The organism is Georgenia sp. EYE_87 (assembly GCF_023148685.1).
Classification (GTDB): Bacteria; Actinomycetota; Actinomycetes; order Actinomycetales; family Actinomycetaceae; genus Georgenia.
Genome location: NZ_JAHXNL010000005.1, coordinates 53,145 through 77,273, shown reverse-complemented (window position 1 = coordinate 77,273; position 24,129 = coordinate 53,145). Strand labels below are relative to the sequence as shown.

Annotated in this window: 17 protein-coding genes; 6 read left to right on the top strand and 11 right to left on the bottom strand. The window is 71.6% G+C overall.

Annotated features, from left to right (window positions below; genetic code table 11):
* Window positions 1-134: 134 nt before the first annotated feature.
* Entirely contained in the window at window positions 135-1,994 is a 1,860-nt protein-coding gene (locus KZX45_RS09485; protein WP_248257492.1) for a bifunctional UDP-sugar hydrolase/5'-nucleotidase, read from the top strand.
* A gap of 78 nt (window positions 1,995-2,072) precedes the next feature.
* On the opposite strand, the gene KZX45_RS09480 is transcribed toward KZX45_RS09485, so the two are convergent.
* The 6 genes from KZX45_RS09480 to KZX45_RS09455 form a co-directional block, all read right to left on the bottom strand.
* A complete protein-coding gene (locus KZX45_RS09480) occupies window positions 2,073-3,551 on the bottom strand; it encodes a cytosine permease (protein ID WP_248257491.1) in 1,479 nt (492 codons plus the stop codon).
* A 134-nt stretch (window positions 3,552-3,685) separates the two neighbouring features.
* Complete coding sequence (locus KZX45_RS09475) at window positions 3,686-5,803, bottom strand: hydantoinase/oxoprolinase family protein (protein WP_248257490.1); 2,118 nt, start codon at window positions 5,801-5,803, stop codon at window positions 3,686-3,688.
* Entirely contained in the window at window positions 5,803-7,575 is a 1,773-nt protein-coding gene (locus KZX45_RS09470; RefSeq protein WP_248257489.1) for a hydantoinase B/oxoprolinase family protein, read from the bottom strand. The genes KZX45_RS09475 and KZX45_RS09470 overlap by 1 nt, the downstream gene beginning before the upstream one ends.
* Before the next feature lie 10 nt (window positions 7,576-7,585).
* The gene (locus tag KZX45_RS09465) at window positions 7,586-8,797 is read right to left on the bottom strand and encodes a Xaa-Pro peptidase family protein (RefSeq protein ID WP_248257488.1); all 1,212 of its coding nucleotides are present in this window, start codon (window positions 8,795-8,797) and stop codon (window positions 7,586-7,588) included.
* A gap of 89 nt (window positions 8,798-8,886) precedes the next feature.
* On the bottom strand, window positions 8,887-9,645 hold the full coding sequence (locus tag KZX45_RS09460) for an IclR family transcriptional regulator (protein WP_248257487.1): 759 nt from the start codon (window positions 9,643-9,645) through the stop codon (window positions 8,887-8,889).
* Between the two features lie 214 nt (window positions 9,646-9,859).
* Window positions 9,860-12,160: a beta-glucosidase gene (locus KZX45_RS09455; protein ID WP_248257486.1), complete on the bottom strand. Its 2,301-nt coding sequence runs from the start codon at window positions 12,158-12,160 to the stop codon at window positions 9,860-9,862.
* Between the two features lie 354 nt (window positions 12,161-12,514).
* On the opposite strand from KZX45_RS09455, the gene KZX45_RS09450 reads away from it, so the two are divergent.
* Window positions 12,515-14,272: a hypothetical protein gene (locus KZX45_RS09450; RefSeq protein ID WP_248257485.1), complete on the top strand. Its 1,758-nt coding sequence runs from the start codon at window positions 12,515-12,517 to the stop codon at window positions 14,270-14,272.
* A gap of 63 nt (window positions 14,273-14,335) precedes the next feature.
* Here KZX45_RS09450 and KZX45_RS09445 read toward each other — a convergent pair whose 3' ends face one another.
* Complete coding sequence (locus KZX45_RS09445; RefSeq protein WP_248257484.1) at window positions 14,336-15,301, bottom strand: hypothetical protein; 966 nt, start codon at window positions 15,299-15,301, stop codon at window positions 14,336-14,338.
* Between the two features lie 375 nt (window positions 15,302-15,676).
* Here KZX45_RS09445 and KZX45_RS09440 point away from each other — a divergent pair, with 375 nt between their 5' ends.
* From KZX45_RS09440 to KZX45_RS09425, 4 genes are all read left to right on the top strand, one after another.
* On the top strand, window positions 15,677-16,000 hold the full coding sequence (locus tag KZX45_RS09440) for a rhodanese-like domain-containing protein (protein WP_248257483.1): 324 nt from the start codon (window positions 15,677-15,679) through the stop codon (window positions 15,998-16,000).
* Between the two features lie 73 nt (window positions 16,001-16,073).
* On the top strand, window positions 16,074-17,453 hold the full coding sequence (locus tag KZX45_RS09435) for a rhodanese-like domain-containing protein (RefSeq protein WP_248257482.1): 1,380 nt from the start codon (window positions 16,074-16,076) through the stop codon (window positions 17,451-17,453).
* On the top strand, window positions 17,450-18,280 hold the full coding sequence (locus tag KZX45_RS09430; RefSeq protein WP_248257481.1) for a sulfite exporter TauE/SafE family protein: 831 nt from the start codon (window positions 17,450-17,452) through the stop codon (window positions 18,278-18,280). The genes KZX45_RS09435 and KZX45_RS09430 overlap by 4 nt, the downstream gene beginning before the upstream one ends.
* An 80-nt stretch (window positions 18,281-18,360) precedes the next feature.
* Entirely contained in the window at window positions 18,361-19,464 is a 1,104-nt protein-coding gene (locus tag KZX45_RS09425; RefSeq protein ID WP_248257480.1) for a HoxN/HupN/NixA family nickel/cobalt transporter, read from the top strand.
* 58 nt (window positions 19,465-19,522) lie between these two features.
* On the opposite strand, the gene KZX45_RS09420 is transcribed toward KZX45_RS09425, so the two are convergent.
* The 4 genes from KZX45_RS09420 to KZX45_RS09405 all read right to left on the bottom strand — a co-directional run bounded on the left by KZX45_RS09420 (window position 19,523) and on the right by KZX45_RS09405 (window position 24,107).
* Window positions 19,523-20,383, bottom strand: a complete 861-nt coding sequence (locus KZX45_RS09420; RefSeq protein ID WP_248257479.1) for a potassium channel family protein — start codon at window positions 20,381-20,383, stop codon at window positions 19,523-19,525.
* Window positions 20,384-21,072: 689 nt separating this feature from the next.
* A complete protein-coding gene (locus KZX45_RS09415) occupies window positions 21,073-22,176 on the bottom strand; it encodes a zinc-binding dehydrogenase (RefSeq protein ID WP_248257478.1) in 1,104 nt (367 codons plus the stop codon).
* 4 nt (window positions 22,177-22,180) lie between these two features.
* Window positions 22,181-23,428: a Tm-1-like ATP-binding domain-containing protein gene (locus KZX45_RS09410; RefSeq protein ID WP_248257477.1), complete on the bottom strand. Its 1,248-nt coding sequence runs from the start codon at window positions 23,426-23,428 to the stop codon at window positions 22,181-22,183.
* A 1-nt stretch (window position 23,429) separates the two neighbouring features.
* A complete protein-coding gene (locus KZX45_RS09405) occupies window positions 23,430-24,107 on the bottom strand; it encodes a class II aldolase/adducin family protein (RefSeq protein WP_248257476.1) in 678 nt (225 codons plus the stop codon).
* Between the last annotated feature and the right edge of the window lie 22 nt (window positions 24,108-24,129).

Below are 24,129 nucleotides of genomic sequence, written 5' to 3'. Positions count from 1 at the left end.
CAGAACAGCGGTCCGGGGGGACGACGTCGTCCCAAAACTCGGCCCGGGCGGCCCGGCCGGGACTACGTTTCTCCCCACTGCCACGAGCAGTCGCCCAGCGCGACGCTGGGTCTGTATCTCGACGAGGAGAGGCAATGGACCACAACGCTCTGTCCGCCCACAAGGCGATGCTCGGCACGGAGGTGAGCCGGCGGCGGCTGCTGCAGCTCGCCGCCCTGGGGGCCGCGGGCACCGCGCTGACCGGCGCGCCCGCGCACGCCGCACCGCCCGCGGACAAGCACACCTACCGGCTCACCGTGCTGGGGACGACCGACACCCACGGCAACGTCCTCAACTGGGACTACTTCAAGGACGCCGAGTACGACGACGGCGCGAAGAACGACATCGGCCTGGCGAAGATCTCCACGCTGGTCGCCGCGATGCGGGCCGAGCGCGGCGCGGGGAACTGCCTGCTGCTCGACGCCGGCGACACCATCCAGGGCACGCCGCTGTCCTACTACTACGCCAAGATCGACCCGATCACCGGCGGGCACGTCCACCCGATGGCCGCGGCGATGAACGCCATCGGCTTCGACGCCGCCGCGATGGGCAACCACGAGTTCAACTACGGCCTCGACGTGCTCGACACCTTCGACCGGCAGCTGAACTTCCCGCTGCTGTGCGCCAACGCCGTGGACTGGAACACCGGCGAGACCGTCTACCAGCCCTACAGCCTGCACACGATCAACCCCGAGGGCGGACGCAAGCTCACCGTCGGCGTGCTCGGGCTGGTCACGCCCGGCGTCGCCATCTGGGACAAGGCGATCGTCGAGGGCAAGGTGCGCTTCCCCGGCATCGTCGAGCAGGCGAAGGTCTTCGTGCCGCGGATGAAGGCGGCGGGCGCGGACATCGTCGTCGTCTCCTGCCACTCCGGGCCGAACACCTCCAGCTCCTACGGCGACGCCCTGCCCTACCCGGAGAACGCCTCCACCCTGCTCGCCGAGCAGGTGCCGGACATCGACGCCATCCTCGTGGGCCACGCGCACCTGGAGATCCCGCAGCGCTTCGTCACCAACGCCCAGACCGGCAAGCAGGTGCTGCTCTCGGAGCCGCTGCGCTGGGGCATGCGGCTGACCGTGATGGACCTGGACCTGGTCAAGGTGCGCGGCCGGTGGCAGGTCGGCGCCGCCGGCGCCCACCTGCTCAACGCCAACACCGTCCCGGAGGACCCGGCGATCGTCGCCCTCCTCAGCGGCGACCACGCCACCGTGCGCGGGTACGTCAACTCGGTGATCGGCACCTCCGCGGCGGCGATGTCCGCAGCGACGTCCCGCTACGAGGACACCGCGGCGATGGACTTCGTCAACCACGTCCAGTCCGCCGAGGTGGCTCGGGCGCTCGCGGGCACGCCGGAGGCGGCGCTGCCGGTCCTGTCGATCTCCGCGCCGTTCAACCGGGCCGCGGCGATCCCGGCGGGGGAGGTGACGGTGCGGGACGTGGCGGGGATGTACATCTTCGACAACACCCTGCTCGGCATCGTGCTCACCGGCGAGCAGGTGCGCGCCTACCTCGAGTTCTCCGCCCGCTACTTCAAGCAGGTGACGGGCGCGGGGCCGCACGCGCCGGACGACATCACCAACGCCGTCACCGCCACCGCGCCCAGCGGCACCCCGGACTACAACTACGACACCATGGCCGGCTACACCGCGCGGCTGACCTACGACATCGACATCGCCCAGGCGCCCGGGGCACGGGTCAAGAACCTGCAGTACGACGGCGCACCCATCGACCCGGCACAGCGGTTCGTCATCGCCATCAACAACTACCGCCAGTCCGGCGGCGGGAACTTCCCGGGCGTGACGACGGCGCCGGTGGTCTACAACGCCCAGCAGGAGATCCGGCAGCTGATCATCGACTGGGTGAGCGCGCAGGGGCAGATCGACCCGGCGACGTTCTCGACGATGGACTGGAAGCTGACCGCCGACGACGTGCCGGTGGAGGTCACGGGAGCGTGACGCCCGGGTCGACCCGTCGGCGTCCAGGACGTGGTGCCCTGGACGCCGACGGCGTCGCTGCCTTTCTGCGACTCGGGACTAGACGGCGGACACCTCGTCCAGAACCTCGACCTCCCTCAGGGCTGCCGTGCCAGCCACGAAGGTGGTTCCGCGGCCTTCGGGCAGAACGGTCCGGCGCAGCACCACGTACACAAGCGGCGTGAGCACCAGCGTGATCACGAACCCGAGGACGAACACACCGGTGACAAGGAGCAGGTAGGACGTCCCGAATCCGACGGCGACGGCGATCAGCCCAGCCCAGTTCATGCGCTCCACACGGTCTGTCGGTGCCGCCTGCTGGCGGCGCAGCACGTAGAAGTCCGTGATCACAAGTGCGGCGAGGGAGAACGTTGCGATGCCCAGTGCGCCAAGGAACTGAGCCAGGAAGCCGAGAATCCCGCCCCAGACGGCGACGAGTGCGATCGCGTTGCCGAGCAGCACCATCAGGATGCGGCTCACCTTGCGGCCGAGGAGCGCGTCAACCAGGTTCGTCAGCGACAGCGAACCGGCGTAGACGTTGATCACCTGCGCCTTGACCTGTGCCGCGTACATCACGAGGAAGCCCACGACCCCGGCGAGCAGGATGAAGTAGGCGCCGGCGTTGGTCTCGGCCAGGAAGCGCACCTTCTCCGCCGTGCCGGCACCGGCCTGCGCAGCGGCGACGCCCGCGTTCGCCGGGTCCTCGAGGAACCGTGCGACCACGGTGTCGCCCGCCTGGTAGAGCAGTGCGCCCAGCGAGACGACCCCGAAGTTGACGATGACATTCCCACCGACGGCCATGATTCGCACGTCCCGGCTGGTGCGGGCGTACCGGGCGAAGTCGGCCCCCGTGAGGGCAAGCGCCCCGGCCATGCCAACCATGGTGGCGAGCACCCCCATGATCTCGGCGGGCCCCACGTGCTCGGGCTGGACCGCGAAGACCTGTCCGACGCCGAGATCGGAGCGGCTGAACGCGAGGAAGCCGACCACGACCATGAGGGCGCCGGCGATGAGGGTCAGGATCAGCGAGGTCTTCTGCACGAGCTTGACCCCGAACAGCGCCAGCAGGATCCACAGCACCGTGAGGGCGCCGTAGATGCCGATGGTGTTGGCGACGGTCGGCGCCCATCCGAGCATGAACAGTGTCCCGTTGTAGAGCAGGACGTTCTCGAGTGCGAGGAAGCTGAGGATCATCCACGCGAACACGAATGACGCAAGGGCCGAGCCCGTCGCACCGAGGCCGTGGAACCGGGTGGTGACGGTGGAGGACATTCCGGTGCTCTGGCTGACCCGGCCGGTGAGGCTCCCGACGACGGAGCCGAAGACGGCGGAGACGACGGACATCGCGATGGCCCACTTCACGCCGACGATGTAGCTGGCCGACCCGCCGATCAGCAGCATCGCGAGAGTGGTGCCGACGCCGGCGGTGTTGGAGAGCAGCGACCAACCGCCCTGACGTTCTTCGTCTGCGACGGGGTTGAGGACGTTGTCCTCCATCTGTGCGCGGAGAGTGGTGCTGTTCTGTCGCTCGGAGCTCATGATTCTCCCTTGAATTCGGCTCGGTGGGCAGGCTCGACCGGGGCACGTGGGATCGCGCCCGTCCGGTTGGGTGGGTGGCGCCCTGAGTCGGCGCCGGGTGTGGCGGGCGGGCCGGAGCCCGCCCGCCGTTCGCCTCAGGCGGTGACCGCTGAGCTCCCGGTCACGATGCGCGCCCGCATCTCCTCGGCGCGGCTGCGCAGATAGAGGACGAACGATCCGGTGACGTCGACAACGGCGTCGTACTCGTCGAGGACGACGATGCTCGTCGTGCCGAGCTCGATGATGGCGGGACCGGCGACCTCGTCGCCGGGCCGCAGGTGCTGCCCCGCGTAGACGTCGGCCTTGACCATCCGCCGCTGAGCGGGCGACCAGATCTCGCGCGTGCCGATCAGCGCCGACTCGTGCGAGGCGCCGCCCCACGTCTGGTCGCCGCTGGAGCCGGCCACACGGCCGGTGGCCGAAAGCCGGATGTTGAGCACCTCGATCGGCATCTCGTCCGTGTGGTAACCGAACTGGACGTCGTGCAGGCGGTGGAACTCCCGTGCCGCGGCCGTCAGGTCAAACCTGTTCAGGGCGCCCTGGGGCAGCGGAACGTTGATCTCGAACCACTGTCCCTTGTAGCGCATGTCGAGGGACGGGGAGTACTCGATGCGCTCGTCCGTCACGCCCTCACCGTGCAGCGTGGTGCGGCCGCGCTCGGCCATGGAGCGCCAGATCCCCGTCAGCTCGGCGGAGTCGATGTCCGCGAGGTTCCAGCGCTGGCTCTGGACGAAGTCGTGCTTGAAGTCGCACACGAGCATGCCGGCCGCGCAGAAGATCGAGGACTCGCGCGGAACGACGAGCAGGGGGATCTCGAGCTCTCGCGCGATGGCGGCGGCGTGGACGGGACCCGCACCGCCGGCGACGACGATCGGGAAGTCCCGCGGGTCCAGGCCACGGCGCACGGTGATCTCGCGGACGCCGGCGGCCATTGAGACGTTCACGACGTCGTAGATGCCTGCCGCGGCCTGGGTGGCGTCCAGGCCCAGCGGCTTGCCGATCTGCTCGGCGATCGCCTCGCGCGCCGCGTCGACGTCGAGGCTCATCCCACCGCCCAGGAAGCTCGACGACGAGATGTAGCCGAGGACGACGTCGGCGTCCGTGGTCGTGGGCACTGTTCCGCCACGACGGTAGGAGATGGGTCCAGGTACCGCCCCGGCGCTCTGCGGACCGACCCGGAGCATGCCGCCGTCGTCGACCGAGGCCATGCTGCCGCCTCCGGCGCCGATGGTGTGGATGTCCACCATCGGCAGGGCGATGCGCCAGCGGTCGATCGTGCCGTCGGTCATGACGAGCGGGCGGCCGCCCTCGACGATGGCGGCATCGAAGCTCGTCCCGCCCATGTCGACGGTCAGGCAGCGGTCCCAGCCGTGCGCCGCGACCTCGAGCAGTCCGGCGGTCGGTCCCGAGGCGGGACCGGAGAGCAGGGACAGGGCCGCGCGGGCGCTGAGCTCCTCCGGGGTCGCGACGCCGCCGTTGGACTGCATGAGGAGCAGGACCCCACGGAACGAGGCTTCCTCAAGGGTGGTGGTCAGCACGCGGATGTACTCGCGGATGATCGGGCCCACGTAGGAGTTCAGGACCGTGGTGCTCGTGCGATCGTAGTAGCGCGCCTGCGCAAGGAGCTCCGAGCTCCGGGTGATGTAGGCATCGGGCAGCTCCTCCTCGAGGATCTGAGCGGCCCGTGTCTCGTGCCGCTCGTCCGTGTAGGAGTGCATGAACGAGACCGCGACAGCGCCGATTCCCTTCTCGCGGAAGGTGCGGGCGGCCTGTCGCACCACGTCCTCGTCGAGGGCGGTCACCTCCTCGCCGCGAACGGTCAGGCGGCCGGGCACTGGTGCCGTGTCCTCGCGGCTGACCAGTGGCGCGGGAGCCTCGAGGCGGTTGTCGTACGCCTCCTCACGCGTGCCATCACGTAGCGGCAGCACGTCGCGGAAGCCCTCGGTCACGAGCAGCCCGGTGTGGGCGCCGCGGCGCGTCAGGAGCGCATTCGTGGCCACCGTGGTCCCGTGGACGATCGTGTCCACGCCGGCGAGGAAGTCCTCGACGGTCTGCCCCAGGTTCTCGGCGATCTCCCGCAGGCCCTGGGTGACCGCACGGGCGGGGTCGGAGGGGATCGAGGAGGTCTTGTGGACGATCCGGTTGCCGTCGGGCCGGACCACGAGGAAGTCGGTGAACGTGCCGCCGACGTCGATGCCGATTCGGATACCCATCAGTTCTGCTCCTTCTCAGCGCCACGCACCGTGGCGGTGGCGGACTCGTCCAGCTCCAGCGTCTCGGGGTGCACCACGACGCCATACGCGTCGGCTGCTTTGTCGGCCGACAGCAGGCCGGCGCGGACCTCGTCGGCTACGTCGTCGGCGTCGCGCTCGAAGGGGTCGCCGTAGCCGGCGCCGCCCCCGCACCAGGAGCGGATCACCGTGCCCGGAGGCAGGTCGACGATCTCCTTCGAGCCCCACTCCTTCGTGGTGCCGTCAGGGAACTCCAGCAGCATGCGGTTCAGGCCGGCGTCGTGACCGCCGTACAGGCCCAGGCCCGGGGTCGCGCCCTCGGCCTCGATGTCCTCACCCATCGTCACGCCGTGGGCGTGGACGCCGTCGCTGCGCCAGGCGGACCTGGTGCCCAGGCCACCTCGCCACTGACCCGGACCCGCGGAGTCCGTCAGGTACTCGTGGTACTCCATGAAGTGCGGCGAGGTGATCTCGAACATCTCGGGGTCGGCGGAGCGCATCTGGCCGGCGGTGCCGGAGAAGCCCAGAGCGTCCCAGCCGTGAGCTCCGCTCATGGCGCCTGGGCCGGTGCGCTGGAACACCGTGAGGGTGACGTACGGCTCGCCGGTCGCGGGGTCGGTGCCGTGCAACGCCGTCGTCATGTACTTGGCCCAGCCAGCGGTAACACGGTCGGGCAGCGCCTCGGCGAGCGCGCTCATGACGCACTCCAGAATCTCGTCGCTCATCTGGTTGCCGAAGATCGTCGCTGCCGGGAACCGGGGGTTGAGCAGAGAGCCCTCGCGGAAGACCGTGCGGATCGGGGCGAAGAGCCCCTCGTTGGTCGGGATCACGACGCCGCCGGCGGCCACGAGCATGAGGAACGCGATGCGCACCGCACCCGACGCCGACGCCGGCGGCATGTTGGTGAAGCCGGGCGCCTGGTCGTCCGTCTCCGAGAAGTCGAAGGTGATCTCCTCGCCCGCGATGGTGATCTCGCACGCGATGCGGTAGCGCGCGGTCGGGTCGATGCCGTCCGAGACCATCTCGCTCTCGCCGCGGTACACGCCGTCGGGCCACCGGCGGATCTCGGCCCGGACCTGACGCTCCGAGCTGTCGATGACGTACTGCATGTGGGCGTCGAAGCGCTCGCGGCCGTAGCGGGCGACGAGCGCCTGGACGTGGCGCCGGCCGATCTCGCAGGCGCCGACCATCGCCTTGACGTCCTCCATGACGAAGTCGAACCGGATGTTCGCCGACACGAGGTCCCACACGTCCTTGCGGACGAGCCCGCTCTCGTAGATCTTCGCGGGCGGGATGCGGAAGGCCTCCTGCCAGACCTCTCGGGCGTTGGGGTCGTAGCCGCCGGCGGTCATGCCGCCGACGTCGGCCAGGTGGCCCTTCGACGCGGACCAGGCGATCAGCTCGCCGTCGTGGAAGATCGGCATGTAGATGCCGGTGTCGGCGTTCTGGTTACCGCCGGTGAAGACGTCGTTGTGGATGATGACGTCGCCCTCGTGGATGTCGTCACCGAAGTACTCGATGATGTAGTCCAGCGGTGGGCGAGCGCCGAAGGCGATGATCGCGGCGTACTCCGCCTGGGCCAGGGTGCGACCCTTTGCGTCGAAGATGACGGTGACGAGGTCGCCGATCTCGTTGAAGATCGGCGAGCGCGACGAGCGCATTAGCAGGGTCGCCATCTCCTTGGAGATCGCGTCCAGCCGCCGCTGGAGGACCGAGGCCAGGATCGGGTCGACCCCGGGTGTGGTGGTGGTCATGAGCAGCCCTTCAGGAGATCGTGTGGATGGTGACGGGGTGACGGGAGAGCGCCTTCGCTCCGCCGTCGTCGATGACGAACGTGTTGGCCATGTACCCCATGGCACGGGTGGTCTCGTCCCACAGCGTGGGGTGGATGGTCAGGACCATGCCGGACTCCGTCGTCGTGACCGCGCCGGCCTTGCCGGAGTCCTGGACGACGTCGAGGCCGACCCACGGCTCCTCCAGGACGTCCATGCCGAGTCCGTGCCCGGACCAGTACTCGGACCGGGCGCCCTGCGCCTCGACGGCCGAGATGACCTCGCGCTGGACGTCCCCGAGCGGGGTGCCCGGCGTGAGGGCGGCGCGTGCCGCCTCCATCCCGAGGGCCACGGCGTTCCCGATGTGCCCGACGGCGTCGCTGGGCGGTGCGAAGGTCACCATCCGGGAGAGCTCGACCCAGTAGCCGGACGGGCCGACGATCTCGTAGGAGAACGTGAAGACGTCGTTGACGCCGAGCACCCGGTCCTCCGGCTGGCCGAAGGTGGCGCGCGCGGTCTCGCCCCACTGCTCCGCATACATGGTGAGGAAGAGCGGGTCCTGCCCGCCGAGCCGGGACCCGACGTGGAACATCTCGGCGGCGACCTGCTGCTCGGTCATCCCAGGGCGGGCGACCTCGAGCAGACGGTCGAAGCAGGCGTCGAGGATGTAGGCGCCCTCCCCGGCGGCGCGGAGCTCGGCCGGGCTCTTGATCGCGCGGACCCGGTCGAACAGCGCCGAGGCGTCCTCGAACGTGCTGGTGGGCAGCGCCGTCGTGACAGCGAGGTAGTCCTCGACCTTCATCACCTGACCTAGGCCGACGATGCCGACCTTGAGGTGTGTGCCCTTGGAGGAGAGGATCTCCGCGAGCCCCGACCCGAGGTTGTACGGGAAGCGGTAGTCGCTGACCCACCGGGACGCCGGCCGCCGGTCCGCCTCGAGGTTCTGGGGAAGCACGACGATCGGCTCCTCGCCGGCGAACATCACGGCGTAGCCGTAACGGTGGCAGAGGTTGTAGTTGGAGATGTAACGGAGGCTTCCCTTGTGGCCCCGGTAGTCGGCGGCCGCGAACAGCAGGGCGTCGTAGCCCTCGCTCTCCATGGCGGCGTGAAGACGGGCCCAACGCAGGTCTCGTTCCGCGAGGGACTGGATGGGATTGTCCGGGAGGGTGGAGTGTGGCGCTGCGAGCGCGGTGTCGATAGCCATGGGGTGACGTTAGGAAGCGATGTGACCTGGAGCACACGTCGTGTCCGGCATCGCTGGACACCAGATACGGACAGACCCGCCCGAAGCCGTCAACCTCGGCGCCCGCCGGGCGTGAAAGACGGCAGGAACCCGAGCCCCCGTGAAATCGCCTCGGCGGTCCGGCGCACCGCCAGCCCGATCTCGTGGGTGCGGGCCGGCGTCATCAGCGTTCGTGCGTCGCCCGTGCCGATGGCCCCGACCACCTCGCCGTGCTGGTCGAGAATGGGGGCGCCGACGCTGCGGAAGCCCTCCTGGCTGATGTTGGAGATGACGTAGCCGTGGCGCAGGAAGTCGCGGGACGCGTCGGTGAGGGCGGTGAGGCTCTGCTCAGGCAGGTCACGCGCGTGCTTCTCGCGGGCAGCCTCTGGGAGGGCGGCGTAGACGGCCATGCCGCAGGCGCTCGTGTGAAGCGGCCAGTGCCTGCCGGTCTTGTTCTGGTTGGGCAGCCGGCGGCCGTTCTGCAGGCGGAGCAGGTAGACGATCCCGGTGGGGACGTACTGAGCGACGTGGATCTCGGTGCGGGTGTTCGCCAGGATCGTCGAGGCAGGGCCGACGGCGGCGTCGATGAGACCGGTTCGCTCGATCACCTGACCACCGAGCATCGCGAGAGACCGCCCGAGCTGGTATCCCTCGACGTCGTGGATCTCGAGCAGGCCCGTCTCCACGAGCGTCTGGCACAGGGCGTGACAGGTGCTGCGCGGGATTCCGGTGGCGGCCGCGAGCTCTCGAACCGTCAGCACCTGGTGCTCGCGGTTGAACGCCTGGAGAAGAGCGGCGGCCTTGGCGACAGAGCGCACGCTTGCCGTCATGGCACCTCCAGCGACCGCGACGACCGCGCCGTCCTCGGCGCAGGCTTGGGAGAATGGTAGGCGAAGCGAGGTGGCCCGGTATCTGCGTGACCGAGGCTGATCACCGGCGCGCCGCCACGGCACGACGGAGGCCCCCGAACCAGGAGCGGTTCGGGGGCCTCGGGGTCGGGTGGCCCGGACGGCGGCAGTTGGGGTGCCGTCCGGGCCGCCCGCGTCAGCGGCCCGCGGGTGTGCGGACGGTGACGGTCTCCTGCAGCGTGATGTTGTCGGAGGAGTTGCCGACGTAGACGTCGAACTCACCCTCCGGCGTCGTCCACGCGTCGGCCTCGGCGTCCCACACGGACAGCGGGTGGTTGCTGGCGGCGGGGTCGATGGTGATGGAGACGTGCTGCTTCTCGCCCGGCTTCAGCTCGACCTTGTCGAACCCCACGAGGCGCTTGGGCGGCTGGTTCGCCGACTCGGGCAGGCCGAGGTAGACCTGCGGGACCTCGGCGCCGGCGACGTCGCCGGTGTTCTCCACGAAGAACTGGACCTTGATGGCCTTCGTGCCGTCCTGGACCTTCGGCGTCACCGTCAGCTTCGAGATTTCGAAGTCGGTGTAGGACAGGCCGTGCCCGAAGGAGAACTGCGGCTCGACGTCGTTGGCGTCGTACCAGCGGTAGCCCATCTCGCGGCCCTCCTCGTAGCGGACCACGTCCACGGTGAGGTTGCCGCGCGAGTTCCGCACGCCGTCGAGGTCGAGGCCGGGGTAGGCCGCCTCGTTGCCCGCGGTGGGCGTCTCGTCCACCGACGCCGGGTAGGTCACCGGCAGCTTGCCGGAGGGGTTCGCCAGACCGAACAGCAGGTTGGCGACGACGTTGCCGTCCTCCTGGCCGGGGTTCCAGGCCTCGAGGACCGAGGGCACCTCGTCGAGCCACGGCATGAGGACCGGGTCGCCGTCCTTGAGGACGACGGCGGTGCTGGCGTTAGCCGCGGCGACGGCGGAGATCAGCGCGTCCTGGTTGTCGGGCAGGTTGAGGATCGGCTTGTTGTCGGCCGTGAGCTGGTCGCGGCCCTCGGCCGTGACCAGGCCCGCCATGACGACGACGACGTCGGCCTCCGAGGCGGCGGCGACGGCGGCGTCGAGGTTGCTGAGGTCCTTCTCGACGGTGACCTTGTTGACGGTCGCGTCCGAGCCGAGCTCGGCGAGGGCGTTCTCGAGGCCCTCGAGCGCGTCGACCGTGTAGGTCGGGACGACGCGGGAGCTGCCGCCGCCGCCGGCGACGGCCTGGTCGACGTAGGTGCTCTGCCCGATCAGCGCGATGGTGCCGACCTCGGCGTCGAGCGGCAGGAAGTCGCCCTCGTTCTTCAGCAGCACGGAGGTCTGCTCGCCGATCTCGCGGGCGACCTGGCCGTTCTCCGGGCTGATCGGGGCGCGGGTGATCGGCCGGTCGAAGATGCCGTACTTGAACATCTGGGTGTAGCGGCGGTCGAGGGCCTGGTCGATCGTGGCCATGGTCAGGGACCCGTCGGCCAGCGCGGCCTCGATGTTGGCCATCGTCATGTAGCGGCCGCTCTGCATCTCGAGGTCCATGCCCGCGTTCAGCGACGGTGCGGTGGAGTGCGTGGCGCCGAAGTCCGACTGCACGTACCCCTCGAAGTCCCACATGTCCCGCAGCACGGTGGTGAGGGTGTAGTCGTTCTCGCACGAGTACACGCCGTCGATCTTGTTGTACGAGCACATGATCGAGCCCAGGTCGCCGTCCTTGACGGCCATCTCGAACGGCAGCAGGTACAGCTCGTGCAGCACGGACTCGTCGACCTCGACGCTGACGTTGCCGCGGTCCTTCTCCTGGTCGTTGAGCACGTAGTGCTTCGCCATCGCGATGACGTCGTTGTCCTGGACACCCTTCACCTCCGCGGCCGCGATCACGCCGGAGAGATAGGGGTCCTCACCGAAGTACTCGAAGTTGCGGCCGCCGTTGGCGATGCGCGCGAGGTTGATGCCGGGCGCCTCGAACTCGTGGAGGCCGAGGGTGCGGCTCTCCTGGCCGGCGAGATCGCCGAACTGGTAGGCGAGGTCGGGGTCGAAGCCCGCGGCGAGGGCGAGGGCGACCGGGAGGGCCGTCGCCGGCTCCTGCGGCGTGCAGTCGCCGTAGCCGACGCCGACCGGCCCGTTGGTGATCCGGAACGTCGGGATGCCCAGCTCCGGGATGCCGGTGACGTTGCGGAACGTGCCGTAGCCGCCCGAGGAGTTGGTGCCGTTGCACTCGGGGAGCAGCTCCGGGGTCGGCGCGGAGCTGCCGTGCAGCTGCTGGACCTTCTGCTCCAGCGTCAGGGCGTCGACCAGCAGGTCGGAGCGCTGCTCGGGCGAGAGCGAGGTGTCCATCCACGGCAGCTCGGCCGTGTCGGACGCCTGCGTGGTGGGTGCCGTGACGGTGTCGGCGACGGCGATGCCGGCCGCGCTCAGCGTGAGCGGCACGGCGGCGGCGATCGCGAGCAGCCCCCGGCGCCGCGATCTGGTTCTGGCGTTCATCAAGTGGTCCCCTCTGACCTTCGTTCACGCATGGGGCGGCAGCGCCCGCATGCCTGGTGGCACCCGTCGGCGCGAGCCGGGCCCGGTCCCCCCGGGGTTACGGTCGCGATACGTCGGGTGCTGTGGGTCACCATCCTCGGCCTGGCGAACCGTGGCCACCGGTTGCCAGTTGTTGCCCGGCGGATTGGCGCCGATGTCAGTCGTAAAAGCACTCCGCCGGCGACGGTTCCCGGCCAGAATTCCAGCGGGGCCACGGTGCAGGCCGTCTTCGCTGCCCAAATGGCGCCAGTAGAGCCACCCACGGCCTCGGCCACGTCACGAAAGGAGCCGGGCGCCGAACCGCCCGGACAGCACATGAAGCGAACCCACATCTCGGCCGCGGCGGTCCTCGCCGTCGCGGTCGTCGGGGGCCTGGCCGCCCCCGCCTCGGCAGTCGTGACGGAACGGCTGACCATCCAGGTGCGCGTCACCCACGACGACGGCACCGGCGTCCTCGAGGACCCGTCGCTGGTCGCGCCGATCGTCGTCGACCTCGACGACGCGCCGGTCCCGGCCGCGGTCGCCACGACCGTGGCCGAGGGCGGCACCGCGCTCGAGGAGGTCATCACCTTCGTCTACGACCTGCCCGAGGGAGCGTCGATCTCCCTGCCCGACGAGGTGCCCGGCTACCTCCTGAGCCACGACGGCACCGGCGTCGACGGCGACGGCGACGGCTCGTGGGACGGTGAGACCTGGTCGGTCAGCTACGACGACGTCGCCCCGACCGTGCGGCTCGCGCTGCGGATCGACGACCTCGCCTGGTACGACCCCGCGGAGTTCTCCATCAGCGTCGGCGGCCAGGCCTCCGAGCCGGTCCTGACCGGTGAGAGCGTCGACGAGGCCGACGGCCTGTACGGCTGGTACGTCTCGCGCGAGTGGACGGTGGACGCCGGCCACCTCGACGTCACCGTCACGTACCCCGAGGGCGACTACGAGCTCCGGCCCGCCGGCCCGAACGAGGACGGCGGTCCGGTGGGCCTCGCCGAGGGTCTGGACCTGGCGGCGGGCTCCCAGCAGTCCTACGAGCTCGAGCTCGTGTACGTCGGCGAACCGTTGGAGGAGCTCCTCACCCCCGGCACCCCCAAGGCGCCGGTGTACAAGGGGCGCAGCACCCGCACGGTCGCCAGCATCGAGATCCCCGAGGTCGAGGGCATCGACTACTACGTCTACCTCGTGGAAGAGGACCGGTGGTTCCTCGCTCACCATGGGTCGTACTGGGTGTCCCAGCTCGGCGCGACCTTCGAGAACCCGTACGTCGTCGTGGCCGCGGAGCCGCAGTACGGCTACGACTGGCCGGTGCTCACGGACGACCTCCCGGAGGATCTGTTCTGGATCATCGGCGTGGACCCGGCGATGACGCTCCTGACCCCCGCGGCGCCGCCGGCGGAGCCGAGGTACGGCTTCTTCCTCAACGACGCGTGGACGGCCAAGGCGAACCACCTCTTCCAGTACGGCCGCCACACCGATCAGGTGCTGGTGGGGGACTGGGACGGCGACGGCTCGGACACGATCATGGTCCGCCGCGGCAACCTGTACTACGTCAACAACAAGCTCGGCGGCGGCGAGGCGGAGCGCGTGTTCGCCTACGGCCGGGCGGACGACGTCGTGCTCGTCGGCGACTGGGACGGCGACGGGAAGGACACCCTCGCCGTACGGCGCGGCAGCGCCTACCACGTGAAGAACGACGTCTCGTCCGGCCCGGCCGACCGCGTGGTCGTCTACGGGCGGGCGGGTGACGAGGTGCTGGTCGGTGACTGGGACGGCGACGGCGACGACACCCTGACGGTGCGCCGCGGGAGCATCTACCACGTCAAGAACTCGATCGCGGCCGGCGCGGCGGACCGGGTGGTGCCCTACGGGCGGGCGACCGACGCGGTGGTGGTCGGTGACTGGGACGGGGACCGGACGGACACCTTCACGGTGCGGCGCGGGAACGTCTACCACGTGAAGAACACCCTGGGCGGGGGCGCGGCCGACCTGGTGCTGGCCTACGGCCGGGCCGATGACGTGGTGCGCGTGGGCGACTGGGACGGCGACGGCGAGGACACCTTGGGGGTCCGCCGCCTGCCCTGACGGCTGGCGAACGACGGGCCGGCCCCATCCGTACGGACGGGGCCGGCCCTCGGTGTGTCGTGGTCAGGTGGCGCAGCTCGCCCCGGCGCCGGTGACGCGCTGGACCAGCCCGAACGTCACCGCGGCCAGCGCCACGGCCGCCATCGTGGGCTGCAGCGGCGCCGAGCCGAGCAGCCAGGCGGCGCCCAGGACGGTCATCGCCGACACCGCCGCGCACGGGGTGCACCCCACGTTCGGCCGCCGCCCCTGACCCGGCAGAGGCAGGTAGGTGGACAGCGTGGCCGCGCCGACGACCGACGTCACCGTCACGAGCGCCGTCCACGCCGGGGCGGCCAGCGGCGTCCAGCCGCCGCCGGTGGCGACGAGGGCGGCGAAGAGCGCGGGCGCGAGCACCGCCGTCGCGACGGTCCGGCGGCGCGGCCAGGGGACCTTGGGAGTGGGCCGTGACGTCACCAGGGAGAGCGATTCGGTGGGGGTGGCGTTGGGCGGGCTCGCTTCCGCGGCCTGCTGGTGACTGGTCGCCTGGCGCTGCTGGGCAGCCGTCTCGGCAGGCTGCGGCGTCCGTCCTCCGTCCTCGGCGGGCAGGGCCTCGGCGCGCCCGTCCACGGCGGCGGCGAGCTCGTCGAGCTCGTCGACGGCGCCGTCGAGGTAGGCCTGCCAGGCCGGCGACGACGCGGCGGACTGCCCGCGCCGGGCCACCCAGCGCTCGCGGACCGCGCTGACCGCCGCGGCGGCCGCCGGGCCTGCGGCCGGGTCGTGCGCCGGGCCGCGCAGCGTGCGCTGGACGTCCGACAACGCGGAGACGGCGCCCTCGAGGTACTTCACCGTCGGCCGCGGCTCGCCCGAGCGCGACAGCGTGCACAGCGAGGCGTTCCCCGCGGCCGCGGTCAGACGTTCGACGGCGACCTGCCGGCGAGCCCGCACGAGCTCGGCGAGGTCGGCCTCGCCGGCCGCGCCCGGCGACGACGTGCGCGACGACGACGTACCCGACGACGACCTACCGGGCGGGGTGGTCAGCGGCAGGTGCATCGCTGCGTGGGCTCCACGTCGGCCATGACGGCGTCGACGTGCATGCCGCAGCCGGTCCAGGTGACCTTGCCGCAGCGGTTGCATCGGGCGGGGCTGCACATGGGGGACTCCTTCGGTGAGGTCGTGGTTACGGTCGCCAGGATACCCCAGGGGGTATAGCGTCTGTCCAGCACGACTGTCGGCGCCGCGCCGCTCGCCGGCCTGCGCGCCAAAGCTCGGCGGTCTTTGTGTCGCCGCTCGGCAGCCCGGTGTGCCGTCATCCGGCGGCGACTGCCGGACCCACCTCGGCTGCGGGAATGCGCCGGGCGAGCCGGTCGTTGTAGGCTCCCGAAGACATACCCCCAGGGGTATCGACCAACCGGAAGGAACCAGTTCATGGCCGAGGTCTCCATCGACCAGTTCACCGCCGCCCGGGCGGACGGCGCCCTCGTCGTCGACGTCCGCGAGCCGGCCGAGTACGTGGAGGGCCACGTCCCCGGGGCGCTGCTCGTCCCGCTCGGCACGGTCCCCGCGCGGGCCGGCGAGCTGCCGACGAACCAGCCGGTGTACGTGATCTGCGCCAGCGGCAACCGCAGCCTGCGCGCCGCCGACTACCTCGAGCGCGTGGGCGTCGACGCCCGCTCCGTGCAGGGCGGGACGAAGGGCTGGATCCGTGCCGGCAACCCCGTCGTCACCGGCTCGCACGCCGACCTGTCCTGACCACCGACAGCCCCGACACCGACACCCGACCCCGTCGCGAGCACCCGCCGCGACCACCCGGAAGGACCCACTGATGGCCACCACGATCATCTCCATCGAGACCCCGTCCCTCGGCGACCGCAGCTACCTGGTCCACGACGGCGAGGTCGCCTTCGTCGTCGACCCCCAGCGCGACATCGACCGCGTGCTGGGCGCCGCCGAGAAGGCCGGCGTGCGCATCATGCACGTCTTCGAGACCCACATCCACAACGACTACGTCACCGGCGGCTACGCCCTCGCGCAGCAGACCGGCGCCGAGTACCACGTCAACGCGGAGGACGACGTCTCCTTCGAGCGCAGCGGCATCCGCGACGGCGACGTCGTCGAGGTCAGCCCCGAGCTGCGGGTGCGGGCCATGCACACCCCCGGGCACACCTTCACCCACCTGTCCTACGTGCTCGACGGGGAGGACCCCGCGGTGTTCTCCGGCGGCTCCCTGCTCTTCGGCTCCACCGGCCGCCCCGACCTGCTCGGCGAGGCCCACACCCACGAGCTCGCCCGCCACCAGTACAGCTCGGCGCGCAAGCTCGCCGCCGAGCTGAGCGACGAGACCAAGGTGATGCCGACCCACGGGTTCGGCAGCTTCTGCGCCGCCACCTCCGCCGGCGGCGACACGACCTCCTCCACGATCGGCCAGGAGCGCCTCATCAACCCGGTGATGTCCCAGGACGAGGAGGACTACGTCGCCGACACCCTCGCCGGGCTCGACGCCTACCCCGCCTACTACGTGCACATGGGCCCGGCAAACTCCGCCGGCCCCACCGCCGCCGACCTCTCCGAGCCGGAGCGGGCCGACAAGGAGCAGCTCCGCCGTCGACTCGAGGCGGGGGAGTGGCTGGTGGACCTGCGCAACCGGACCGCCTTCGCCGCCGGCCACGTGCCCGGCACGTTCAACTTCGGCCTGGACGGCCAGTTCGCCACCTACCTCGGCTGGCTCATCCCGTGGGGCACCCCGGTGACCCTGCTGGGCGAGAGCCCCGAGCAGGTGGCCGAGGCCCAGCGCGAGCTCACCCGCATCGGCATCGACCGCCCGGCCGCGGCCGCCACGGGCCGCCCGGAGGAGTGGACCGACGCCCCGCTCGCCGCGCTGACCACCGCCAGCTTCGCCGACCTCGAGCAGGTCCGCCACCACCGCACCGTCACCGTGCTGGATGTGCGCCGGGCCAGCGAGTGGCGCGAGAGCCACATCGACGGCGCCGTGCACATCCCGATCCACGACATCGTCACCCGCATGGACGAGGTGCCCCGGGGCGAGGTGTGGATCCACTGCGCCAGCGGCTACCGCGCCTCCATCGCCGCGTCCCTCGTGGCCGCCACCGGGCGGCGCGTGGTCGCCGTCGACGACAGCTTCGCCAACTCCGCGGCGCCGGCCGGCCTGCCCGTCGTCTCCGACCAGGCCCCCGCCTCGGCGTGAGCCCGGCCCTGCTCGCGCTCGCCGTCCCGCTGGGGGTCGTCGTCGGGATCACGGTCGGCGCCCTCGGCGGGGGCGGGTCCATCCTCACCGTCCCGGCCCTGGTCTACGCCCTGGGCCAGGACCCGCGGACCGCGACGACGGCGTCCCTCGTCATCGTCGGGGTCACCACGCTGATCGGGATGGTCCCGCACGCGCGGGCCGGCCGGGTGCGGCTCGGCCAGGGTGTGGTCTTCGGGCTCCTCGGGGTGGGCGGCGCCTATCTCGGCTCGCTGCTCTCCGCGAGCGTCGACCCGGACGTCCTGCTCGTCGCCTTCGCCGGGCTGATGTTCGTCGTCGCCGGGGTGATGACCCGACGACGGCGCTCGGCCGCCCGCGCCCGGGCGGCCGGGCGTGAGCAGCCCGAGGCGCGGACCAGCCCGATGCTCACGCTCCGCCCGTTCCGGTGCGACTGCCGGGCGGCGGGCACCCTGCTGCTCACCGCCACCGGGGTCGGCCTGCTGACCGGGTTCTTCGGGGTGGGCGGCGGCTTCGCCGTCGTCCCGGCGCTCGTGGTCGTCCTGCGCCTGCCGATGCCCGTGGCCGTGGGCACCTCGCTGGTGGTCATCACCATCAACAGCGCGAGCTCGCTGGTCTCCCGCCTGGGCCAGGACGTCACGCTCGACTGGGCGCTGGTCGGGGTGTTCACCGCGGCGGCCGTGGTCGGTAGCCTCGTCGGGGCCCGCATCACCTCGCGGGTGAGCCCCGCGCGCCTGAACCTCGCCTTCACGATCCTGCTGGTGGCGGTCGCCGTGTACACGGCCGCCAGCAGCATCCCGCAGCTGTTCTGACCCGCAGCGGTCCCGACCCCGCAGTCTTCTGAGCCCCCCCCGCTCCTCTGAGTCCCGCCGCTCCGGAAAGGACACGCCCCGTGACCACGACCACCTCATCCCGGGCCGTCGGCCGCGCGCGGCTCGGCCGGGCCGAGAAGCGCTCGCTCGCCGGCATGGCCGCCACCGTGCTGCTGCTCAACGTCCTCGGGTGGGGGGTGCTGCTCCTCGCCGTCGCCCCGCAGCGGCTCACCGTCGGCAGCGCCGGGGTGTTTGGCGTGGGCCTCGGCGTGACCGCGTTCCTCCTCGGGGTCCGGCACGCCTTCGACGCCGACCACATCGCCGCGATCGACAACACCACCCGCAAGCTCGTCGGCGAGGACCGCCCCGCGCTGAGCGTGGGCTTCTGGTTCTCGCTCGGCCACTCCAGCGTCGTCTTCGGGCTCTCCCTGCTCCTCGCGCTCGGTCTGCGCGCTGTCGCCGGCCCGGTCGCCGACGGCGGCTCCTCCCTCCAGCAGACGCTCGGCCTGGTCGGCTCCGTCGTCGCCGGGACGTTCCTCATCCTCATCGGGCTGCTCAACCTCGGGTCGGTGCGGGGCATCGTGCGGGTCTTCCGCGAGATGCGCGGCGCCGCCCTCGACGAGCGCGAGCTGGAGCGGCTGCTCAACAGTCGCGGCGTCATGGCGCGCCTGCTGGGCCGATTCACCCGGCGCGTGACGAAGCCGTGGCACATGTACCCGGTGGGGCTGCTCATGGGGCTCGGGTTCGACACCGCCACGCAGGTGGCCCTGCTCGTGCTCGCCGGCGGCACCGCGGCCCTGACGCTGCCGTGGTACGCCATCCTCGTGCTGCCGGTGCTCTTCGCCGCCGGGATGAGCCTGTTCGACGCCGCCGACGGCGTGCTCATGGCCCGCGCCTACGGCTGGGCCTTCCTGGCCCCGGTACGCATGGTCTACTACAACCTCACCGTCACGGTGCTGTCCGTGGTGGCCGCGCTCGGCATCGGCTCGGTGGTGCTGCTCCAGCTCCTCGCGGAGCACGTCGAGCCCACCGGCGGCGTGCTCGGGTGGGCCGCGGGCCTCGACCTGGGAAGCGTCGGCTACGCGCTGGTGGCCGTGTTCGTCGGCGCCTGGCTGCTGAGCCTGGCCGTCTGGCGCCTCGGCCGCGTCGAGGAGCGCTGGGGCGCTCCTGGCACCCCCGCCTGACGCGCGAGTCGCCGCCGCCCACCGGGTGCCGGTCGGCGCGACCCCGGGCCGGGGCGGATCAGGGGCCCGTCTGCGCGTCGGCGTAGGCGGCGAGCACGTCGGCGGTGTCGCCGCCGCGGTGCAGGAACTGCTCGTCCAGCAGCTGCGCGAGGTCGTCCAGGGCCCGCCCGAGCGTCCGCGCGGCCAGCCGGACCTCCGCGTGCTCGGAGCGCTCGCCGGCGCACGCCAGGTCGTGGGCGTACCGCACGGTGACCGCGAGCGTGGCGTCGGGCTCCTTCTCCTGGAAGTAGAAGGTCTCGGCGTACTGGGTCAGGTCCACCCGGGCGTGGACGACTGCGGTGGCGAGCCCGTCGAGGATCCGGGCCCCGGCGGGGGCGCTGAGCCGGTCGAGGCTGTCGAGCGTGCCGGCGTCGCGCAGGAACGCCAGGCGCAGGGCGAGCGCCCGTCGTCGGGTGAGCGCGGGATAGACCTGCAGCACCCAGGAGACGACGGCGGTGAGCAGGGCGAACCCGATCAGCGCCTCGAGCGGGGCGAACAGGCGAAGCCACGGGTTGGTCGGGACGATGTCGCCGAAGCCCAGAGTGGTGAGGGTGACCAGGGAGAGGTAGACGGCGTCCACGAACTCCCCGCGCAACGGGTCCAGCCCCGACGCGAAGTTGAAGCCGCCGGGCAGGTGCGGCCAGAACACCAGCGCTCCGCCCAGGCCCACCAGCACCACCCACGCCAGCAGCACGGTCACCATGGCCAGCGGCCCGCCCAGCTGGCGCAGGCGCGGGCGGCGGCGCCGCAACAGCCGCCACACCAGCGCCATCACCGTGTGGCCGAGCCGCCCCTGCCCGCTCGGGTGCCACAACGTGTGGAAGACGTCCCAGAGGGCCGTCCCGATCAGGGCGGCGCCGAGCACCGACCACCAGATCATGGGCCGCTCCTCCTCCGGTGCTGGGGGTGGGCAGCGCGTCGGCCGCCGTCGGGCAGGTGGGTCGGCCCGCCGCGGGGCGAGGGACCTCCGCAGCAAACTACCTACCACCCCGGCCGGCAGCCACGGCGCAGCTTCGGCCGACGCGGGGACGTCGTGGGGTCCTTTCCAGGGCCCGCACGGGCAAGGTGTGTTTTTCCCTCAGTTTGAGCGGCGAGGGTGAGGTGAGAGCCCGGCTCGCGCCACTCCCGCTCGGCTGACCCGCGCGCTCCATGCTGCACTCTTGCGAGCCAGGCTCACGCGACTCCCGCTCCGCCATCGCGAACGCTCCACGCTGCACTCCTGCGAGCCACGCTCGCGTCGTTCCCGCGGGCCTGATATTCGCCGAAGAACATACCCCGCCCGGACGTCGTCGCCCGGGGCTGTCTCCTGGTGCCGCCCGGACGTCGTCGCCCGGGGCTGTCTCCTGGTGCTGCCCGGACGTTGTCGCCCGGGGCTGTCTCCTGGTGCCGCCCGGGCGCCGCCGCTGGCCAGACGCCGCGACAGACACAGCCGGGGGGTGCGGCCGGTGCGGCGCGCGTCCACCCGACAAGCGCCGCCCGGGCGGGGTCCCGGTCCGGGCGGAGCTTGCCTGCGGAAAACGCCGCCCGGACGGGGTCCGGGCCCGAGCGGCCCTCATGCAGGTAGACGGCTCAGAAGGCGACGACCACCTTGAGCGGGTCGCCGTCGCGCTCGCGGACCACGCGCAGCGCCTCGGAGATGTCCTCGAGCGGGAACTCGTGCGTCACGAGCTCCTCGCCCTTGAGCCGGCCCATCTCGGCCAGCGCCACGGCCCGTTTGACGTTGTTCCCGCCCTCGCCGCGGGTGGTGTACATCGTGACGTCGCTGCGCACCACGGCGGTGAGGTCGAACGTGACGGGCTCCGGGTAGAACGCGACGAAGAGGATCTTCCCGCCGCGCCGCACGGTCTCGACGCACTGCTGCGGGGTGGCGGTCGCGCCCGAGGTCTCGATGACCAGGTCCGCGCCCCCTCCGGTCAGCTTCTTCACCTCCGCGACGGCGTCGGTCTCGCGGCTGTTGATCACGTGGTCGGCGCCGAGCTTCTTGCCCATCTCGAGCCGGCTCGGGCGGGTGCCGACGAGGATGACGTTCCGCGCCCCCAGCTGCTTGCACGCCTGGACCGTCATGAGGCCGACCGGTCCGGGCCCGAAGACGACCACGTCGTCGCCGGCGATGTACCCGCCGGTGGCGTCGAGCCCGTACAGCCCCGTGCCGGCGGTCGTGATGAGCACGGCGTCCTTGAAGGAGACGTTGTCCGGCATCTTGTACAGCGAGGCCACGTTGTGCAGCGCGTACTCGGCGAACCCGCCGTCCGTCGTCATGCCCGAGGCGCGGTGGTTCTTCTTGCGGTTCCCGTAGTTCAGGCAGGCGGTGTACAGCCCCACGAGACAGTTGTCGCAGCGTCCGCACCCGTGGTGCGCCTCGATGCAGACGCGGTCCCCGGGCGCCACCTCGTCCACGGTCTCGCCCACCGCGACCACCGTGCCGGTCCACTCGTGGCCGGGGGTGTACTCGCCGTACGGGGGAGTGCCGGGGAAGTGGCCGTCGTAGATCTTCAGGTCGGTGCCGCACATGCCGCACATGGCGACCTTCACCAGCACCTCGTCGGGGCCCGGGCGCGGGACGGGCTTGTCCACCACCCGCATGTCGCCGGGCCCGAACAGCACGGCGGCGCGCATGCTCTCGGGGATCTGCTCGTCGGTGCGCCGCCCGGGGGCGGCTGACGTCGTGGTCATGTTTTCACCTCACGGCGGTGGGGGCTCCCACCATGTCGGTCAGGGTCTGCGCCGCGGTCACGGCGAAGGTTTCGTCGTTGATGGACAGGTCGAGCAGGGTCAGGGGGATGTCGCTCCGCAGGCGGGCCCCCAGGACGTCGATCAGCGCCTGGTTGATGGCGGGGTCGTGCAGGACGCCGCCCGGGCTGCCCACGTGGGACCACCCGCGCAGCGGGACGAGGACGGCGACCGGGCCGGTGGCGGCGTTGAGCCGCTCCGCCATGAGCTCGCCCACGGCGGCCAGCTCCTCCGCCGTCGTCCGGACGTTGGTGTTGTAGGGGTTGTGGACGTGGGTGGGGCGACCCCGGTACGCCTCGGGGATCTCGTCGACGCCGCCGAAGCACAGGTACTCCAGCCCCCCGGGGACGACGACCTGCGGGATGCCCATCTCCCCGGCCGCGGTGAGGCGACCGGGCCGGACCGGCGCGTAGATGTCCCGCGGGTGCAGCTCGCCGAGCAGCTCGTGCGTGGTCATGTCCAGCACGGCCTGGAGCGTCCCCTGCCGGATCAGCCGCTCCATCGCCGACCCGCACGCGCCGGAGGCGTGGAACGGCACGATCTCGTAGCCCTGCTCCCGCAGGGCGGCCACCGCGCGGACGACGGCGGCCTCGGTGTTCCCGAACGCCGTCACCGCCACCGCGGTGGCCCGCGGCCGGGCCCGGGCCCGGTACCGCGCCGCGGCCCGCGCCATGGCCACGATGCCCGCGGCGCAGGTGTCCAGGATCGACGTCGTGACGATGTTGGGCCCGCCGAGCAGGTCCGCCACCGAGAACTGCATCGCGATGTCGGAGTCCATGACGTACTTGCGCACGTTCCCCGACGCCACCGTCGAGATCAGCAGCTTCGGCGCCCCGATCGGGACGGCCCGCATCGCGATGGAGGCCACCGCGGTGCCCTGGTTGCCGCCGACCCCGATCATCCCGTCGAGGCGTCCGGCGTCGTACCACCGGGTCAGGTGGGCGGCCGCCCCCGCCCCCATCGCGGCCATCGCCTCGTCCCGCGGGCCGGCCCGCAGCCCCGGCACGTCCCGGCCCGCGGCCGCGGCGACGGCGGAGGCGGGGACCGTCGCGACCGGGTCGTCCGCCGGGCTGAGCCCGATGTCGACGACGACCGCCTCGCCGTCGTTGTCGATGATGCGGTCCCGGAGGAAGACGGCCTCCTCCCTCTTCGTGTCGAGCGTCGCCAGGACGGCGACGACGGGGGCCGCGGCCACGTCAGGCGTCCTCGGCCAGCGGGGCGAGGTCCTCGGCCAGGCGGACGTGGTCGTGCGGCGAGAGGGCCACGGCCTGCGCCGCCAGCAGCGCGACGCGGGCGTTGTCCTCCAGGTACTCCGTCCGGTAGTGGGCGGTCCGCAGGTCCGGCCCCACCGCGATGGTCCCGTGCTCGCGCATCAGGGCCACCCGCAGCTCCGGGTCGGAGAACAGCTCGGTGATCTGGTCGGCCAGCTCCTCCGAGCCGGCCGGGAGCAGGTCCACCAGGGCGATCCGCCGCAGGTGGCCGCGGGCCGCCGTGTGGACGACCGGCGGCACCCGGTTGGCGACGGCGAACGCCACCGCGTAGGGCGGGTGCTGGTGCACGACCGCCCCGACGTCGGGCCGCGCCCGGTAGATCGCCGAGTGCCACCGCCACTCCTTCGAGGGCTGCCGCCCGGGCTCCAGGACCTCGCCGTCCAGCGTCATCACGACGGTGTCGGCGGTGTCCATGTCGCCCTGGCAGCAGCCCGTCGTCTTGATGAGCAGCAGGTCGGTGCCGGGGATGCGCAGGCTGTTGTTCCCGCTCACGCCCGGCACGAGGCCGCGCTCGTAGGCGCGGCGCGAGATCGCCACGAGCTCCTCCCGCAGCAGCCGGAGCAGCCTCGGGTCGACGGCGTCGAGCGGGCTCTGTCCTGCCATGACGCACCTCCTCGTGAGTCGG